This window comes from Halomonas stenophila (assembly GCF_014192275.1).
Classification (GTDB): domain Bacteria; phylum Pseudomonadota; class Gammaproteobacteria; order Pseudomonadales; family Halomonadaceae; genus Halomonas; species Halomonas stenophila.
The window spans coordinates 859,478-876,215 of sequence record NZ_JACHXR010000001.1; the positions used below are offsets into that span (position 1 = coordinate 859,478).

General features: G+C 68.1%; 14 protein-coding genes. 4 read left to right on the forward strand and 10 right to left on the reverse strand.

The genetic code is table 11. The annotated features are described in order from the left end of the window. The 3 genes from FHR97_RS03895 to FHR97_RS03905 all read right to left on the reverse strand — a co-directional run. Positions 1-896 (reverse strand): LysR substrate-binding domain-containing protein (locus FHR97_RS03895; RefSeq protein WP_183382505.1); only part of this gene is annotated, 896 nt, incomplete at its 3' end. A 94-nt stretch (positions 897-990) separates the two neighbouring features. Next, complete coding sequence (gene cls, locus FHR97_RS03900) at positions 991-2,409, reverse strand: cardiolipin synthase (RefSeq protein ID WP_183382421.1); 1,419 nt, start codon at positions 2,407-2,409, stop codon at positions 991-993. A gap of 197 nt (positions 2,410-2,606) precedes the next feature. Then, positions 2,607-4,112 carry a fumarate hydratase gene (locus FHR97_RS03905; RefSeq protein ID WP_183382422.1) on the reverse strand — a complete coding sequence of 502 codons (1,506 nt, stop codon included), beginning with the start codon at positions 4,110-4,112 and terminating at the stop codon, positions 2,607-2,609. A gap of 282 nt (positions 4,113-4,394) precedes the next feature. Between FHR97_RS03905 and FHR97_RS03910 the strand changes: the two genes are divergently transcribed. Beyond that, complete coding sequence (locus FHR97_RS03910; RefSeq protein ID WP_183382423.1) at positions 4,395-5,969, forward strand: FMN-binding glutamate synthase family protein; 1,575 nt, start codon at positions 4,395-4,397, stop codon at positions 5,967-5,969. Between the two features lie 63 nt (positions 5,970-6,032). Beyond that, positions 6,033-7,829 carry a thiamine pyrophosphate-requiring protein gene (locus FHR97_RS03915; RefSeq protein WP_183382424.1) on the forward strand — a complete coding sequence of 599 codons (1,797 nt, stop codon included), beginning with the start codon at positions 6,033-6,035 and terminating at the stop codon, positions 7,827-7,829. 43 nt (positions 7,830-7,872) lie between these two features. Here FHR97_RS03915 and uvrB read toward each other — a convergent pair whose 3' ends face one another. Genes uvrB through FHR97_RS03930 form a run of 3 tightly spaced genes read right to left on the reverse strand, consistent with a single transcriptional unit; the run spans position 7,873 to position 10,560 of the window. Next, positions 7,873-9,900, reverse strand: a complete 2,028-nt coding sequence (gene uvrB, locus FHR97_RS03920; protein ID WP_183382425.1) for an excinuclease ABC subunit UvrB — start codon at positions 9,898-9,900, stop codon at positions 7,873-7,875. Positions 9,901-9,952: 52 nt separating this feature from the next. Next, positions 9,953-10,363, reverse strand: coding sequence for an OsmC family protein (locus FHR97_RS03925; RefSeq protein WP_183382506.1), 411 nt, complete (start codon positions 10,361-10,363; stop codon positions 9,953-9,955). Then, on the reverse strand, positions 10,363-10,560 hold the full coding sequence (locus FHR97_RS03930; protein WP_183382426.1) for a copper-exporting P-type ATPase CopA: 198 nt from the start codon (positions 10,558-10,560) through the stop codon (positions 10,363-10,365). The genes FHR97_RS03925 and FHR97_RS03930 overlap by 1 nt, the downstream gene beginning before the upstream one ends. Before the next feature lie 140 nt (positions 10,561-10,700). On the opposite strand from FHR97_RS03930, the gene ygfZ reads away from it, so the two are divergent. Next, the gene (ygfZ, locus tag FHR97_RS03935; protein WP_183382427.1) at positions 10,701-11,738 is read left to right on the forward strand and encodes a CAF17-like 4Fe-4S cluster assembly/insertion protein YgfZ; all 1,038 of its coding nucleotides are present in this window, start codon (positions 10,701-10,703) and stop codon (positions 11,736-11,738) included. 9 nt (positions 11,739-11,747) lie between these two features. Here the strand turns inward: ygfZ and FHR97_RS03940 are convergent, their stop codons facing one another. From FHR97_RS03940 to FHR97_RS03950, 3 genes are all read right to left on the reverse strand, one after another. Beyond that, entirely contained in the window at positions 11,748-12,515 is a 768-nt protein-coding gene (locus FHR97_RS03940) for a TatD family hydrolase (protein WP_183382428.1), read from the reverse strand. A 213-nt stretch (positions 12,516-12,728) separates the two neighbouring features. Further along, complete coding sequence (locus FHR97_RS03945) at positions 12,729-14,318, reverse strand: peptide chain release factor 3 (protein WP_183382429.1); 1,590 nt, start codon at positions 14,316-14,318, stop codon at positions 12,729-12,731. A 238-nt stretch (positions 14,319-14,556) separates the two neighbouring features. Next, positions 14,557-14,865, reverse strand: a complete 309-nt coding sequence (locus tag FHR97_RS03950) for a hypothetical protein (protein WP_183382430.1) — start codon at positions 14,863-14,865, stop codon at positions 14,557-14,559. A gap of 278 nt (positions 14,866-15,143) precedes the next feature. Here FHR97_RS03950 and FHR97_RS03955 point away from each other — a divergent pair, with 278 nt between their 5' ends. After that, positions 15,144-15,956 (forward strand): formate/nitrite transporter family protein, encoded by an 813-nt coding sequence (locus tag FHR97_RS03955; RefSeq protein ID WP_183382431.1) that lies wholly within the window; start codon positions 15,144-15,146, stop codon positions 15,954-15,956. A 49-nt stretch (positions 15,957-16,005) separates the two neighbouring features. Here FHR97_RS03955 and FHR97_RS03960 read toward each other — a convergent pair whose 3' ends face one another. After that, entirely contained in the window at positions 16,006-16,668 is a 663-nt protein-coding gene (locus tag FHR97_RS03960) for an SDR family oxidoreductase (RefSeq protein ID WP_183382432.1), read from the reverse strand. Positions 16,669-16,738 lie beyond the last annotated feature (70 nt).

Consider the following 16,738-nt stretch of genomic DNA (forward strand, 5'->3'; position numbering starts at 1 on the left):
GGCAGCTTCATCATCTGCCGCCAGAGCTTCTCGACGCCGGGCTTGTGGACCAGCGAGCAGCGATAGAGCCGGATCTCCAGGGGCACGTCGAGGCTCTCGCCGCCGGCCCGCACCAGGCGACCGTGCTTGAGTTCCTCGCGGATGCAGAAATCGGGGATCCAGGCCATGCCCATGCCCTGCAGCACCATGCCCTTGAGCCCCTCGGCCATGGCGGTCTCGTAGACGGTGCGCAGGCGCAGGCGCAGCGGGTCGTTCTTGAGCAGCATGCGCACGCTGCGGCCCAGGAAGGCCCCCTGGGTATAGGAGAGATAGGGCACCGACTCGTTGCCCTCGAGGGGGAAGCGCGGACGCCCCTGGGCATCCGGCAGGCTGACCGGGAGCATCTTCACCTGGCCGATGGAGAAGGACGGGAAGACCTCGGCGTCGAGCTGCATGCTGGCGTAGGGGTCGTAGTAGGCGAGCATCAGGTCGCAGTTGCCCTCGCGCAGCACGTGGATGGCATCGCCGACGTTCATCGCCACCAGTCGGGTCGGCAGCTCGCCCACGCCCTTCTGCAACCGCGAGATCCACTGGGGATAGAAGCTCAGCGCCAGGGAATGGGCGGCGACGATGTCGAGCGCCTCATTGGCGATGGACAGGCCGCGCAGGTGGCCGAGGCTCTCGTTGAGCTGCTCGACCATGCTGCGGGCGGTGACCAGGAACAGCTGCCCCTCCGGGGTCAGGTCGACCGGCGTGGTGGAGCGGTCGACCAGGGTCACCCCCACCGCCTGCTCCAGGGAGCGAATGCGCCGGCTGAAGGCCGGTTGGGTGACGTGACGCTGGCGCGCCGAGGCGGAGAAACTGCGCGTGTTGGCCAGGGCAACGAAGTCTTCCAGCCACTTGGTCTCGAGGTTCACCACGACTCCCGATCACGGATGCATGAGCGGCCCCACGCCGGAGCCAGCCGAGGGCTGCTAATGTACCCCAGCCGGGGGGCGGACCCAAGCCGCTTCACTGCACGGGGGCGAAGAGGTAGGCCGCCCGGGACACCAGCTTGCGCCACAGGGGGCGCGAGGTGATCTCCTCCAGGCTGACCCGGCGGCAGTCGGCGAAGTCCCGCTCGAGCATCGCCGCCACCTCGGCGGCGAAGCCTCGGTCGGGCACGAAGGCGGTGATCTCGAAGTTCAGGCGGAAGGAGCGGTTGTCGAGATTGACGGTGCCGACGCTGGCCGCCTCCTCATCGATCAGGATCACCTTCTGGTGCAGGAAGCCCGGCTGGTAGCGGTAGACCTTGACCCCGGCGCGCAGCATGTCGGGCAGGAAGGAGAAGGCCGAGAGGAACACCAGCAAGTGATCGGGGCGCTCCGGGATCATGATGCGCACATCGACCCCCCGCATGGCCGCCAGGCGCAGCGCGTCCTGGACGCTGCGATCGGGGACGAAGTAGGGGCTGGTGACCCAGAGCCGCTCCCGGGCGCTGTGAATGGCATGCTGCACCAGCAGGCTGGCGGTCTCCTGGGGATCGGCGGGCCCCGAGGGGACGATGACCACGTTCTGGCATTCCTCGCAGGTCACCTCCGGGGCCCAGTTGAGGCGGATCACCTCCCCCGTCGCCCAGTGCCAGTCCTCCCAGAAGGCCTCCTGCAGGCCGAGCACGCTGGGACCGGTCAGCTTGAGGTGGGTGTCGCGCCAGTGGCCATGCCGGGCATGCTGCCCCAGGTACTCGACCCCGACATTGAAGCCGCCCACCCAGCCCTGGCGACCGTCGACCACCAGGATCTTGCGGTGGTTGCGGAAGTTGAGCTGGAAGCGATGGCGCAGCCCCCGGGAGGAGTGGAAGGCGCTGACTTCCACCCCGGCCTCACGCAGATCGCGCAGGTAGCGCTCGGGCAGGTTGTGGCAGCCGATCTCGTCGAACAGGAAGCAGACCCGGATGCCCTTCTCGGCGGCGCGCTGCAGGCGGTGCTTGAGCTCGAGGCCCAGGGCGTCGTCGCGGACGATGAAGAACTGGATCAGGATGTAGTCATCCGCCGCCTCGATGCCGGCGAACAGGCTGTCGAAGGTCGCCTCCCCGTCCACCAGCAGCTCGCTGCGGTTGCCGCTGGTCAACGGCATCATCGCCAGCTTCTCCACCGCCAGCACGTCGGGCTCCCGGGCATCGGCCAGGTAGGGCGAGACCCGCTCCCGGTAGCGGGCCAGCACGCGCCGGAGCACGGTGTCCCGCTCGCCCCGGGCCGACACATAGCCGTAGAAGCGCGGGCGACCGAACACCCAGTAGGCCGGTACCGCCAGGTAGGGCATGGTGATCAGGGAGATGATCCAGGCGATGGCCCCCTGGGAGGTACGGCTGGACAGCAGCGCCTGTACCGCCGAGAGGGCACCGAGCACATGGATCACCAGGATCAGTACGCCGAACAGCCAGGAGGCCATGGTCAGTCCCCGTTCCGTGGGAGGAAGCCGCGGCGCCGGACACGGCGCCGCCACCAGCATACTCGCAACGACGACGGCCCCGCCAGTTGGCGGGGCCGTCGCCCAGGGCTATCGCAGATAGCAGGATCGCTCGAGGCTGATCCGGCGCCCCTTGCCACCCGACTGCGATTGCCCTGGGCCTACGGCCGGCGGCGCGGTCAGGCGCGCTCGGCGATGATCTCCTTCCACTTGGCGGGACCGGTCTGGTGGACCGAGGTGCCGGCGCTGTCCACCGCCACGGTCACCGGCATGTCCTCCACCTCGAACTCGTAGATGGCCTCCATGCCCAGGTCCTCGAAGCCGACCACGCGGGCCTTCTTGATGGCCTGCGCCACCAGGTAGGCGGAGCCGCCCACCGCCATCAGGTAGACGGCCTGGTTGTCGCGGATGGCCTCGATGGCGGCCGGCCCCCGCTCGGCCTTGCCGACCATGCCCAGCAGGCCGGTCTCCTCCAGCATGGTACGGGTGAACATGTCCATGCGCGTGGCGGTGGTGGGACCGGCCGGGCCGACCACCTCGTCGCCGACCGGATCCACCGGCCCCACGTAGTAGATGAAGCGACCCTTGAGATCCACCGGCAGCGGCTCGCCCTTGGCGAGCATATCGACCATGCGCTTGTGGGCGGCATCGCGGCCGGTCAGCAGCTTGCCGTTGAGCAGCAGGGTGTCGCCGGGCTGCCAGGTACGCACCTCCTCGGGGGTGATGGCATCGAGGTCGACGCGCTTGACGTCGTCGCCGGCCTCGCGGGTGATCTCCGGCCAGTCCTCCAGCTTCGGGGCCGGCAGCGCCGCCGGGCCGCTGCCGTCCAGGGTGAAGTGGGCATGCCGGGTGGCCGCGCAGTTGGGGATGATCGCCACCGGCTTGTTGGCGGCGTGGGTCGGATAGTCCTTGACCTTGATGTCCAGCACCGTGGTCAACCCGCCCAGCCCCTGGGCGCCGATGCCGCTCCTGTTGACCTTGTCGTAGAGCTCCAGGCGCAGTTCCTCGGCGCGGTTGGACGCCCCGCGGGCCTGCAGCTCCTGGATGTCGATGGGCTCGAGCAGCGCCTCCTTGGCCAGCTCCATCGCCTTCTCGGCGGTGCCGCCGATGCCGATGCCCAGCATGCCGGGCGGGCACCAGCCGGCGCCCATCCTGGGCAGCTGCTCGAGAACCCAGTCGACCACGCTGTCGGAGGGGTTGAGCATGGCGAACTTGGACTTGGCCTCGCTGCCGCCCCCCTTGGCCGCCACATGGACCTCGACGCTGTCGCCGGGCACCAGCTTGTGGTGAATGATCGCCGGGGTGTTGTCGCGGGTGTTGGCGCGCTTGCCATCCGGGTCGGCCAGCACCGAGGCACGCAGCACGTTGTCGGGCAGCCGGTAGGCCCGACGCACGCCCTCATTGATCATGTCGTCCAGGCTCATCTCGGTCTCGAAGCGCACGTTCATGCCGACGTGCACGAAGACGGTGACGATGCCGGTGTCCTGGCAGATCGGGCGATGGCCGGTGGCACACATCCGCGAGTTGATCAGGATCTGGGCGATGGCGTCCTTGGCCGCGGGGTTCTCCTCCCGCTCGTAGGCCGCCGCCATGGCGTCGATGAAGTCCTTGGGGTGGTAGTAGGAGATGTACTGCAGGGCATCGGCGACGCTCTGGATGAGGTCATCCTGGCGGATCACGGTCATGGACAAGACGCTCCTTGGCTGGGTCGACACGCCCGCTTCCAAGCCGGTCCGGGGCACCGGCGGCGGGCTCGAACGGAGGCGCATTATAGCGCACTCGTCCTACCCTCGGCAGCGTCGGTGCCGGGGCCTTGGGTCCAACCGGGTCTTGACAGGCAAGATAACGGTATAAAATGAATGTTTTGCAACTCGCCTCAATGCTCCCCAGACTGTGAAGGCCGTTCCATGGGGAGTGGTCATGGTGCGCCTGATGGCGACCAGGCCACGATCACTGCAGGGCCGTCCATGTATCGTCACCACTTCCTCTCGATTCTGTTCGCCGTTCTCGCCGGGATCATCGCCTGGGGCTACTTCTGGTACCCCGCCGGTTTCCTGCTCATCGTCTGGCTAGCCTTTGCCCTTCTCGGAGCCTATGACCTGCGTTCGCGTCACAACGTCCTGAACAATTATCCGATCATCGGTCATCTGCGCTACCTGCTGGAGTTCATCCGTCCCGAGTTGCGCCAGTACTTCTTCGAGTCCGAACAGAGCGGTCGCCCCTTCAGCCGTTCCCAGCGTAACCTGATCAATGCCCGCGCCGACGGCCGGTCAGACGCCTCACCCTTCGGCACCCTGCTCGACTTCGAGGCCGCCGGATTCGACTACGCGGAACACTCGCTGGTCCCCAAGGAGGTACCCGAGGACATCACCCGCCTGACCGTCGGAGGGCCGCAGTGCGAGCGTCCCTACCAGGCCTCGCGGTTGAATATCTCGGCCATGAGCTACGGCTCGCTCTCCTCGACGGCGGTACTCGCCATGAACCTTGGCGCACGCCGTGGAGGATTCGCCCACAACACCGGCGAGGGGGGGATCAGCCCCTACCACCAGCGGCATGGTGGCGATCTGATCTGGGAACTGGGCTCCGCCTACTTCGGCTGCCGGACCCGCGAGGGACGCTTCGATGCCGAGGCGTTTCGCGACAAGGCCGGCGACGACCAGGTCAAGATGATCGAGCTCAAGCTCTCGCAGGGCGCCAAGCCCTCTCACGGCGGGCTGTTGCCGGCGGCCAAGGTCAACCGCGAAATCGCCCGCATACGCCAAATCGAGGAGGGCAAGGATTGTCAGTCGCCCGCCACGCATCCCGAGTTCGACACCCCGACCGGTCTACTGGAGTTCCTCGCCCGGTTGCGTGACCTGTCGGGCGGCAAGCCGGTGGGCATGAAAATGTGCCTCGGCAAGCGCAGCGAGTTCTTGAGCATCTGCAAGGCAATGCTGGAGACCGGCATCCGTCCGGACTTCATCACCATCGACGGTGCCGAGGGCGGGACCGGTGCCGCCCCGCAGGAATTCTCGGACCGTCTGGGCAACTACATCAACGAGGCGCTGCCCTTCGTCCACCAGTGCCTGATCGGCACCGGGTTGCGCGACGACCTGCGCCTGATCGCCAGCGGCAAGGTCGCGCTGGGCTTCGACATGGTGGTGAAGATGGCGCTGGGCGCCGACATGTGCAATGCCGCACGACCGTTCATGTTCTCGGTAGGCTGCATCCAGGCACGGCGCTGCCACACCAACAAGTGCCCCACCGGGGTCACCACCCAGGATCCCGAGCGCAGCCGCGCCATCGACGTCGAGGAGAAATCCTGGCGGGTCGCCCGGTATCATCAGGGCACCCTCAAGGCCTTCCGCGACCTGACCGGAGCGATGGGTGTCGAGCACCCGGTCAAGCTGACCCCGGACATGATCGAACACCGTAGCCAGTTCGCGCCAGCGACTCCCTACCAGCAACGCATCGTACCGTTGGCGCCGAGCCAGCTGCTCGGCAACGACATCCCCGAGGCCTACGCGCCGCACTGGCGGGCGGCCAGCGCCGAACGTTTCTGAGCAACCCAGGTTCTTCAGCTGTGATTGGGTCCATCGCGCCACAAATGAATCCGGGAGGGCATCATGTCTACCACGGTCAGCGACTTCATCGTCTCGCGCCTGAGTGCCTGGGGAGTGGAGCGCCTCTACGGCTATTCGGGCGATGGCATCAACGGCTTCATGGCCGCACTGCGCCGTGCCGAGCAGGGTCCCCGGTTAATCCAGCCGCGTCATGAGGAGGTCGCTGCGTTCATGGCCAGCGGTCATGCCAAGTTCAGCGACCGGGTAGGGGTCTGCGTGGCCACCTCCGGCCCCGGGGCGGTGCATCTGCTCAACGGCCTGTACGACGCGCGCAAGGATCACATGCCGGCGGTGGCGATCGTTGGCCAGCAGTCGCGCCTGAGCCTCGGCACCGACTATCAACAGGAAATCGACCTGATCAGCCTGTTCAAGGACGTTGCCGGTGCTTATGTGCAGATGGTGACCGCGCCGGCCCAGGCCCGACACATGATCGACCAGGCGCTGCGAATTGCCATTGCCGAGAACACCGTGACCTGCGTGATCCTGCCCAATGACATCCAGGACCTGCCGATGGCCGACCCACCGGCGGTGCACGGCGCGGTATTCTCGGGCGTCGGCTATCGCCGGCCGCAGCGAATCCCGGCGCCCGCCGACCTGGACGCCGCCGCCGAGATCCTCGAGCGCGGCGAACGGGTGGCGATCCTCGCCGGGGCCGGTGTCAAGCACGCCGTCGACGAATTGCTGGCACTCTCCGAGCGTCTCGGGGCCGGTATTGCCAAGGCGATTCTCGCCAAGGCCATGGTCCCGGACGACGCGCCCGGCGTGACCGGCACGATCGGCCTGCTGGGCAGCGAGGCCAGCGAGAAGATGATGGAGGAGTGCGACACCCTGCTGCTGGTCGGCACGCGCTTCCCCTACGCCGAGTTCCTGCCCAAGTCCGGCCAAGCCCGCGCCGTGCAGATCGACATCGCCCCGCAAGCGCTAGGGCTACGTTACCCCACCGAGATCAACCTGCACGGCGACGCCCAGGCGACCCTGGCCGCGCTCAATGAGCGGGTGACGCGCAACAAGGACCACCGCTGGCGAGAACGCCTGCAGGGCTGGATCGACGACTGGTGGCGGATTACCGACGAACGGGCGGCTACCGATGCCATGCCGATCAACCCGCAGCGAGTGTTCCAGGAACTGTCACCGCGCCTGCCGAATGACGTCCTGCTGTGCTGCGACGTGGGTTCCGCCACCAACTGGTATGCCCGCTACCTGAAGATCCGCCGGGGGATGCTGGGCTCGGTCTCCGGCGGCCTGGCCTCGATGGGCAACGGCGTGCCCTACCTGCTGGCCGCCAAGTTCGCCCACCCACACCGTCCGGCCGTGGCGATGGTGGGCGACGGCGCCATGCAGATGCTAGGCAACCAGGCCCTGATCACCCTGGCCAAGTACTGGCACGAGTGGGAAAACCCGCAGTGCATCATCCTGATACTCAACAACCGGGACCTGAGCCAGGTCACCTGGGAACAGCGCGTGATGGAAGGTGATCCTCGCTTCGCGACTTCGCAGGACCTGCCCGACTTCGCCTTCGACGAATATGCGCGGCTGCTGGGCTTCGAGGGGCTGCGCCTGGAGCGAGCCGAGGAGATCGAGCGCGTCTGGGATCAGGCCTTCGCCGCCGACCGGCCGGTAGTGATCAACGCCTACACCGATGGCGATGTTGCTCCGCTACCTCCGCACATCGATCTCGAACAGGCCAGGCACTACCTGACCTCGATGCTCAAGGGCGACGACTCGGCGCCCCACCATGGCAGGCTGTCCGCGAAGCAGCTGGGACGTAGCCTGCTGGGGCGCCACAGGAAAAAGACCTAGCCCGGCCGACGGCACGGGATCGGCCGCCCGGTGGCATCTTCGCTCAGACCCTCCCGACGGCCAGCTGGCGCTCCTTGAGCTCGTGCAGGCGATCCCGCAGCCGCGCGGCCTCCTCGAACTCCAGGGCCTGGGCCGCCTCGAACATGGCGTCCTCGAGCCGCGAGACCTCCCGGGCAAGCTCCGCCGGCCCCAGCTCGTCCGGGTCGTAGATGGCCGCCCCCTCGGCGACCCTGCGCTCGGCCTTGCGGCCCTTGCCCTTGCGCCCCGGGGCCTGGGCGGCCTCGAGGATATCGGCCACCGAGCGGGACACCGTCTCCGGGGTGATGCCGTGCGCCTCGTTGTGGGCGAGCTGCTTGGCGCGCCGCCGCTCGGTCTCGTCGATGGCCCGGCGCATGGAGTCGGTGACCCGGTCGCCGTAGAGCACCGCCTTGCCATGGGCATTGCGCGCCGCCCGGCCGATGGTCTGGATCAGCGAGCGCTCGTTGCGCAGGAAGCCCTCCTTGTCGGCATCGAGGATCGCCACCAGCGACACCTCGGGGATATCCAGGCCCTCGCGCAGCAGGTTGATGCCCACCAGCACGTCGAACTTGCCGAGACGCAGGTCGCGGATGATCTCGACTCGCTCCACGGTGTCGATATCGGAGTGCAGGTAGCGCACCCGCACGCCGTGCTCGTCCAGGTACTCGGTGAGGTCCTCGGCCATGCGCTTGGTCAGGGTGGTCACCAGCACCCGCTCCTCCACCGCCGTCCGGGCCTGGATCTCCGAGAGCAGGTCGTCCACCTGGGTGGACGCCGGGCGCACCTCGAGCGCCGGGTCGAGCAGCCCGGTCGGCCGCACCACCTGCTCCACCACCTGGCCGGCATGCTCGGCCTCGTAGGGACCGGGCGTCGCCGAGACGAACACGGTCTGGGGCGATATCCGCTCCCACTCCTGGAAGGTCATCGGCCGGTTGTCCAGCGCCGAGGGCAGCCGGAAGCCGTACTCCACCAGGGTCTCCTTGCGCGAGCGGTCGCCCTTGTACATGCCCCCCACCTGGGGAACGCTGACGTGGGACTCGTCGATGAACAGCAAGGCATCGGCGGGCAGGTAATCGAAGAAGGTGGGCGGCGGCTCGCCGGGCTGGCGCCCCGACAGGTAGCGGGAATAGTTCTCGATGCCGTTGCAGTAGCCGAGCTCGAGCATCATCTCGATGTCGTAGAGCGAGCGCTGCTCCAGGCGCTGGGCCTCCACCAGCTTGTCGTGCTGGCGCAGCCAGGCCAGCCGCTCGGCCAGTTCCTCCTTGATGGCGTCGATGGCGCCCATGATGGTCTCCCGGGGGGTCACGTAGTGCGACTTCGGGTAGATGGTCATGCGCGGCACCTTGCCCCGCACCTCCCCGGTCAGCGGGTCGAAGAGGCTGATGGCGTCGATCTCGTCGTCGAACAGCTCCACCCGCACGGCCTCGTCCTCGGCGTCCGCCGGGAAGATGTCGATGACGTCGCCGCGCACCCGGTAGGTACCGCGCTTGAAGTCCATGTCGTTGCGGGTGTACTGCAGCTCGGCGAGGCGGCGCAGGAAGGCGCGCTGGTCGATCAGCTCGCCTCGGGTGAAGTGCAGGCGCATCTTCAGGTACTGGTCCGGGTCGCCGAGGCCGTAGATCGCCGACACCGAGACCACGATCAGCGCATCGCGGCGCTCGAGCAGCGCCTTGGTCGCCGAGAGGCGCATCTGCTCGATGTGGTCGTTGATCGAGGCGTCCTTCTCGATGAAGGTGTCCGAGGACGGCACATAGGCCTCGGGCTGGTAGTAGTCGTAGTAGGAGACGAAGTATTCGACGGCGTTGTCGGGAAAGAACGCCTTGAACTCGCCATAGAGCTGGGCCGCCAGGGTCTTGTTGGGGGCCATCACGATGGTCGGGCGCTGCAGGCGCTGCACCACGTTGGCCATGGTGAAGGTCTTGCCCGAGCCGGTGACGCCGAGCAGGGTCTGGTGGGCCAGCCCGGCGTCGAGCCCCCCGACCAGGCTCTCGATGGCCGTGGGCTGGTCGCCGGCGGGCTGGAACTTCGCTTGCAGTCGGAACGGCTTGCTCATCGGCTCTCCTGGTGACGCCGGGCCGGCATCGCGCCCGGCGGGAAACGACGGATCAGCCCCGCAGACGGGTGGTGATCTCCACGGTGGAGCTGGTCATCAGGCGGTGGATCGGGCACTTGTCGCTGATCTCCTCGAGCCGCGCCCGCTGGGCCGCGTCCAGCGCCCCATGGAAGGTCATGGCCACGTCGAGTCGGTAGACCCCATGGCGCTCGTCGCGTTCATCGCGGTTGACCACCACGCTGACCGCGTCCAGCGGCCACTCCTTGCGGCGCGCGTACATCTGGGCGGTGATCGCCTTGCAGGCCCCCAGGGACAGATCGAAGTAGTCGTGGGGATCCGGGGCGCTGTCCTCGCCGCCGAAGGCCTCGGGCACGTCGACGAAGAGATCCTCGAAGCCCTCGAGTTCGACGCGCTGGCGGAAGATGCGGTTGCGCTGGCTGACGATCTGGATGCCGTGGGTCATCATGTCACCTCGATGCCGAGCTTGAGGGCCCGCACGGCCTGGATCAGCGCCTCGCGGCGCACCTTGCCGTCCACTTCGGCCCCATGGCGTCCCACCTCGACACTCTCGACGCCGTCGAGCATCATCAGAGCCGTGGTGATGCGATTGACCTGGTCGGCGCTCTCGACGCCCTGGAAACTGAGAGACTGGTGCGCCATCGGGCGGCTCCTGGTCGGCTGGAATCGAACAGGGGCGAGTCTAGCACGCCGCCCGAACACGCGGCAGCGGTTGCAATGCGGGCCGCTCGACCGCATGTCCCGACAAACGCCCGTCAACGGACACGACAAGGAACCCTGACATGAACGACTGGATCGCCCACCTCGGGGGCCAGCGGGACGGCGCCGACCGCGTCGTCTTCGACACGCCCGAGCCGGCCCGCCGCGCCATGGAGGCCAACGTGATGACGCCGCTGGCCCATCTGGGCATCCTCGATGTCGCCGGCGAGGATGCCGAACGCTTCCTGCAGGGCCAGACCAGTGCCCAGGTCTCCCTGGCCGACGGCGACTTCGCGCCACTGACCTGCTTCTGCACCTCCAAGGGCCGCGTGCTGGCCAATGCCCAGCTGTGGCGCGTGGCGCCCGATCATTACCGCCTGCTGATGCACCAGAGCCTGGTGCCCTCGCTGCGCGACCACCTCCAGAAGTTCGCCGCCTTCTACAAGGCCGCGCTGACGCCCCGCGACGACCTGGCGCTGATCGGCCTGATCGGCCGCGAGGTCCCGGCCGTGGCGGAGGTCCTGCTCGACGTGGTGCCGCCCGCGGTCTGGCACCAGGCCAACCGGGATGACCTCCAGGTCCTGGCCCATCCGGGCCCCCGGCCGCGACTGCTGGCCTGCCTGCCGGTCGAGCGGGCCGCGGCCACCTGGGAGACACTCGCAGCCCAGGCCAGCCCCGTGGACAACGCCGTCTGGCGCCTCCATGACATCCAGGCGGGGCTCGCCTGGCTGGAGGCCTCCCAGCAGGACACCTACCTGCCGCAGATGCTCAACTGGGAGGCGCTCGGCGGGATCAGCTTCAAGAAGGGCTGCTACACCGGTCAGGAGGTGGTGGCCCGGGCCCACTTCCGCGGCCAGGTGAAGAAGCGCCTGGTGCGCGGCCAGCTCGACGGCGGCCTGATCCCGGAGCCGGGCAGCGCCATCGAGGATGCCGACGAGAAGCGGCTCGGCGAGGTGCTCTGCGCCGAGCTGGATGCCTATGGCGAGGCCGAGGTGCTGGCGGTGATGAGCACCCGGGAGCCGAGCCCGCCGCTGCGCGTGGCCGGCCAGAAGCTCAAGCCGCTCAAGCTGCCCTACCCGCTGGAGCGGCTGGACCCCGAGCGCCTGGCCGGCAAGGCGTAGCGCTCCGGCTCAGCCCGCCGGCAGGCCGAACAGCCGCCGGGCCGTGGCCGAGCTCGCCTCGGCCACCCGCTCGACGGCCTGGCCGCGCAGCCCGGCCACCGCCCGGCACACCTCGGCGAGGCGTGCCGGCTCGTTGCGCTCGCCCCGATGCCCCGCCAGGGGCATGTCGGGACTGTCGGTCTCCAGCACGTAGCCGTCGTCGGGCAGGGCCGCCACGGCCCGATGCAGCCGCCTGGCCCGCGCATGGGTCGGGGCCCCGCCGAGGCCCACCACGAAGCCCAGGTCGAGGAAGGCCTTCGCCTGCTCGGGGGAGCCGGCGAAGGCATGGATCAGCCCGCCCGCGGGAAGCGCCAGCTGGCGTAGCCGCTTGGCCACCCGGTCGTTGGCCCGCACGCAGTGGATGACCACGGGCAAGCGACGCGCCCTGGCCAGGCGCAGCTGGGCATCGAACAGCGACCACTGGGCCGCCAGGGTCTCGTCGAAGCGCGCATCGATGCCGCACTCCCCCACCGCCACCGCCTCGGGATGGGCATCCAAGGCCCGGGCCAGCGCCTCGACGTCGTCCTCCCGGTGCGCGTCCATGAAATAGGGGTGCAGCCCCAGGCAGAGGCTGACATCGTCCCGCTGGCCCAGCGCCAGCACCCGGCCCCAGCGACGGCGGGTGGTGCCCGGCACCACGAAATGCGCAACGCCCACCGCCCGGGCTCGGGCGAAGACCGCCTCGCGGTCGGCGTCGAAGGCGGGGAAGTCCAGGTGGCAGTGGGCATCCACGAGCATATTGGAAGCGAACCTGAGTCTCCTTTCTGGGGCTACGAATCGCGGCTTGCCCGGGGACAGCCCTTCGCGGAGGCGCTGTGAACCCTTCCCTGGGCGCTACCGATGCCATCCCTGGCATAGGACCTCCGCTTCGGGCTGTCCCCGGTGCCGCTCACCTGGGGATGGCCTCCTCGGCACTCGGCGTTCGGCGCTCGGCGCTCGGCGCTGACCAGCTTAATGTTCCCGAGTATGGCTGAAGCGGATCTCCGGCCAGCGCTCCTGAGTCATCTGCAGATTGACCCGGGTCGGCGCGATATAGGTCAGGTAGCCGCCGCCGTCGATGGCCAGGTTGGTGCTCACCTTGCGCTTGAACTCCTCGAGCCGCTTGGCATCGTCGCAATAGATCCAGCGCGCGGTGTTGACGTTCACCCCCTCGTAGAGGCAATCGACCTTGTATTCCTGCTTGAGGCGATGGGCGACCACGTCGAACTGCAGGGTGCCCACGGCCCCCAGGATCAGGTCGTTGTTGTCCAGCGGCATGAACACCTGGGTGGCGCCCTCCTCGGAGAGCTGCTGCAGGCCCTTCTGCAGGGCCTTCATCTTCAGCGGGTCCCTGAGGCGCACGCGCTTGAACAGCTCCGGGGCGAAGTGCGGGATGCCGGTGAAGCGCATGTCCTCGCCCTGGGTGAAGGTGTCGCCGATCTGGATGGTGCCATGGTTGTGCAGGCCGATGATGTCGCCCGGCCAGGCCTCCTCCACGTGGGCCCGGTCCGAGGCCATGAAGGTCAGCGCATCCGCGATCTTGACGTCCTTGCCGATGCGCACGTGGCGCATCTTCATGTTCTTCTCGTACTTGCCGGAACACACCCGCAGGAAGGCGATGCGATCCCGGTGATTGGGGTCCATGTTGGCCTGGATCTTGAAGACGAAGCCGGTGAAGCTGCCATCCTCCGCCTCGACGGTACGCCGGTCGGTCTCCCGGGGCTGGGGGGACGGCGCGTACTCGACGAAGCCATCGAGCATCTCGCGGACCCCGAAGTTGCCCATGGCGGTGCCGAAGTAGACGGGAGTCTGCTCGCCGCGCAGGTAGGCCGCGTGGTCGAAGGCATGGGAGGCGCCCCGCACCAGCTCCACCTCCATGCGCAGCTCCTCGGCGGCATCCTCGCCCAGCACCGCATCGACCTCGGGATTGTCGAGGCCCTCGATGCGCCTGTCCTCGGGGATCCGGTTGCCCTGCCCCTGGGTGTAGAGGTGGATGACATCGTTGTAGAGGTGGTAGACGCCCTTGAAGTGGCGCCCCATGCCGATGGGCCAGGTCATGGGGGCGCACTGGATGTTGAGCACCTCCTCGACCTCGTCCATCACCTCGATGGGGTCGCGGATATCCCGGTCCATCTTGTTGACGAAGGTCAGGATCGGCGTGGTCCGCAGGCGACAGACCTCCATCAGCTTGATGGTGCGGTCCTCGACGCCCTTGGCGCCGTCGATCACCATCAGCGCCGAGTCCACCGCCGTCAGGGTGCGGTAGGTATCCTCCGAGAAGTCCTCGTGCCCGGGAGTGTCGAGCAGGTTGACGATGCGACCGCCATAGGGGAACTGCATCACCGAGGTGGTGACGGAGATGCCCCGCTCCTGTTCCATCTTCATCCAGTCGGAGGTGGCGTGGCGGTCGTCACGCTTGCTCTTCACGGAGCCGGCCAGCTGGATGGCGTTGCCGAACAGCAGCATCTTCTCGGTGATGGTGGTCTTGCCCGCGTCGGGGTGCGAAATGATCGCGAAGGTACGGCGAAGCCCGGTTTCATGGGCGAGGGTCGAGTTGGACATTGCGTCTCGTCGCTGAGTGGTGCTCCCCCGGCCGGGATCGGTGCCGGTCGGGGCGTGTCGGTATCGTCGGTGCGTCGATTGTACCGTCAGCCACGGATTCTGTCGCCGGTCGAGGCCGACACGAGCTGCGGCCCCAAGGGCTGGGAACATGGGCGGATGGCGCGGGCGCCATGAATGAGGCAGGAAGGTAACAGCCGGCGGCGCCGGTGGAGGCCCGGCACCGCCAGGGGGGACGCGACTAGCCGGCGGCGACGCCCGTCTCGCGCCACAGGCGCTCGGTGACGAACTCGGTCACGCGACGATCGTTGGCGTCGTCGACCTCCACGGCCAGGAGCAGGAGACCGCACAGCTCGTTGCCGTGGCTGCCGTCATAGACGGGAAAGATGCGCAGGTTCGACTTCAGCAGCAGGAAGATGCCTCGGCGGGGGTCCACGCCCACGCCTCGCACCTCCTCGTCGGGGGGCATGACGAACACCACGTCGGCCGCCTCGGCCTTGCGGTGATCGAGGTGCTGCCAGGGTAGTCGCTCCAACTGGATATGCTGCATTGACCGCCTCCTCTTCCCGACTCGGTGGGATTTCAACATAGTCCATTTGTAGGGGGGTGGCAGGTGACGATGGCGTGAAAATTTTGCGACGTAAGCGCCCTTGACGGGAGCCCCATTACTGCTTGACCCGACGACACCGCCACCTGGCGCCCGGGCCTTGATCGCCTCGACTACAGCCGCTCGTGCCTGCCTGTCCCGCCCCCGTCGCGGCCCCACCAGGGTCACTTCAGAGAAACGCTATAGTGACAGGACGCCACGCGGACACGGGGAGCGCAGCGATGGACAGGGACCCACTCTTCGGCGACGCCTACCAGCCCCGGGAGATCGCCCATCGCGTGACCCGCATGGGCGTGGCCAAGGCCCGGGCCGATGCGCTGACCCTGCTGGTGCTGGCGACCCTCGCCGGCGCCTTCATCTCCCTCGGCGCACTGTTCTTCGCCGTGGTCGTGACCGGTAGCGAACTGGGCTTCGGGATCACCCGCCTGCTGGGCGGGCTGAGCTTCTGTCTGGGTCTGGCGCTGGTGGTGGTGGCCGGCGCCGAGCTCTTCACCGGCAACAACCTGCTGGCCATGGCCTGGGCCAGCGGCGAGATTCGCGGACGCGAGCTGCTCAGGAACTGGGGGTTGGTCTACCTCGGCAACGTGCTGGGCTGCCTGGGCACCGTCGTGCTGGCCGTGTGGGCGGACATCGCCGCCCTGGGCGGCGGCGGCCTCGGCGAGACCCTGAGGGAGATCGCCCTGGCCAAGGTCGCCCTCGGCCCCATGGCGGCCTTCGCCCGGGGCATCCTGTGCAATGTGCTGGTCTGCCTGGCCGTGTGGCTGGCCATGGGGGGCCACAGCGTCACCGACAAGCTGCTGGGGCTCCTGCTGCCGATCAGCGCCTTCGTGGCGCTGGGGTTCGAGCACTCGGTGGCCAACTGGTTCTTCCTGCCGATGGGGCTCTGGCTGGCCCCGCCGGGCCTCGGGATGGCCGCTGCCCTGCTCAACCTGAGCCTGGTGACGGCCGGCAACATCGTCGGCGGCACCCTGCTGGTGGCCGGCGTCTACTGGCTGGCCTACCTGCGCGACGGCCAGGGCGGCGCCGACCCATAGCCCGGTGTCGGCCCGACTTGCGGGGCAGGCAGGCGACGACGACTCCCCCCTACCAGGGCAGCGGCTCGCCGTTGCTGTGCCAGAAGCCGCCACTGGTCGCCAGGGTCAGCTCGGCGATGCGCGCGGCGATACCGGCCGCGGCCTCCTCGGGACCGATCAGGCCGCCGAAGTTCACCATGCGCGTCTTCACGTACCCTGGATGCAGCTGGGCCACGGCGATGCCTCGCGGCGCGAGATCCACCGCCAGGGACTTGCCGAAGGCATTCAGCGCCGCCTTGGAGGCACGGTAGCCATAGCGCCCGCCCGAGTCGTTGTCGGCGATCGAGCCCATCCGGCTGGTGATGTTGGCGATCCTGGCACCCTCGCCCAGGCAGGGCAGCAGGGCCTCGACCACCCGCAGCGGCGCATAGGCATTGATCTCCATCTGGGCGCGGATGGCATCGAAGTCGAGCTCGCCCAGCACCTCGTCGTGCAGCATGCCGGCGTTGTTGATCAGCACGTCGAGACGCCGGCCGTCGAGGGCCGCGGCCAGCCGGGCGACATCCGCCGGCGACGTCACATCGATGCCGTCGACCACCTGCCCGGCCACTTCGTCGAGTTCCGGTGACGTGGCCCGACAGGCCCCGATGACGTGCCAGCCTTCGCCATGGTAGTGCCGGGCCAGGGCCAGGCCGACGCCGCGGTTGGCGCCGGTGATCAGGACGGTGGGCATCAGGGCACCTCCTTTGAGCAATATTTCACTCAGAAATGTGATTCCTGGGAGATTTTGCGTAATTTTCTGC

Coding starts and splice junctions, on each gene's coding strand:
- cls (WP_183382421.1), bottom strand. CDS start 2,409: ATGGCCTCCTGGCTGTTCGGCGTACTGATCCTGGTGATCCATGTGCTC.
- FHR97_RS03905 (WP_183382422.1), bottom strand. CDS start 4,112: ATGACCGTGATCCGCCAGGATGACCTCATCCAGAGCGTCGCCGATGCC.
- FHR97_RS03910 (WP_183382423.1), top strand. CDS start 4,395: ATGTATCGTCACCACTTCCTCTCGATTCTGTTCGCCGTTCTCGCCGGG.
- FHR97_RS03915 (WP_183382424.1), top strand. CDS start 6,033: ATGTCTACCACGGTCAGCGACTTCATCGTCTCGCGCCTGAGTGCCTGG.
- uvrB (WP_183382425.1), bottom strand. CDS start 9,900: ATGAGCAAGCCGTTCCGACTGCAAGCGAAGTTCCAGCCCGCCGGCGAC.
- FHR97_RS03925 (WP_183382506.1), bottom strand. CDS start 10,363: ATGACCCACGGCATCCAGATCGTCAGCCAGCGCAACCGCATCTTCCGC.
- FHR97_RS03930 (WP_183382426.1), bottom strand. CDS start 10,560: ATGGCGCACCAGTCTCTCAGTTTCCAGGGCGTCGAGAGCGCCGACCAG.
- ygfZ (WP_183382427.1), top strand. CDS start 10,701: ATGAACGACTGGATCGCCCACCTCGGGGGCCAGCGGGACGGCGCCGAC.
- FHR97_RS03940 (WP_183382428.1), bottom strand. CDS start 12,515: ATGCTCGTGGATGCCCACTGCCACCTGGACTTCCCCGCCTTCGACGCC.
- FHR97_RS03945 (WP_183382429.1), bottom strand. CDS start 14,318: ATGTCCAACTCGACCCTCGCCCATGAAACCGGGCTTCGCCGTACCTTC.
- FHR97_RS03950 (WP_183382430.1), bottom strand. CDS start 14,865: ATGCAGCATATCCAGTTGGAGCGACTACCCTGGCAGCACCTCGATCAC.
- FHR97_RS03955 (WP_183382431.1), top strand. CDS start 15,144: ATGGACAGGGACCCACTCTTCGGCGACGCCTACCAGCCCCGGGAGATC.
- FHR97_RS03960 (WP_183382432.1), bottom strand. CDS start 16,668: ATGCCCACCGTCCTGATCACCGGCGCCAACCGCGGCGTCGGCCTGGCC.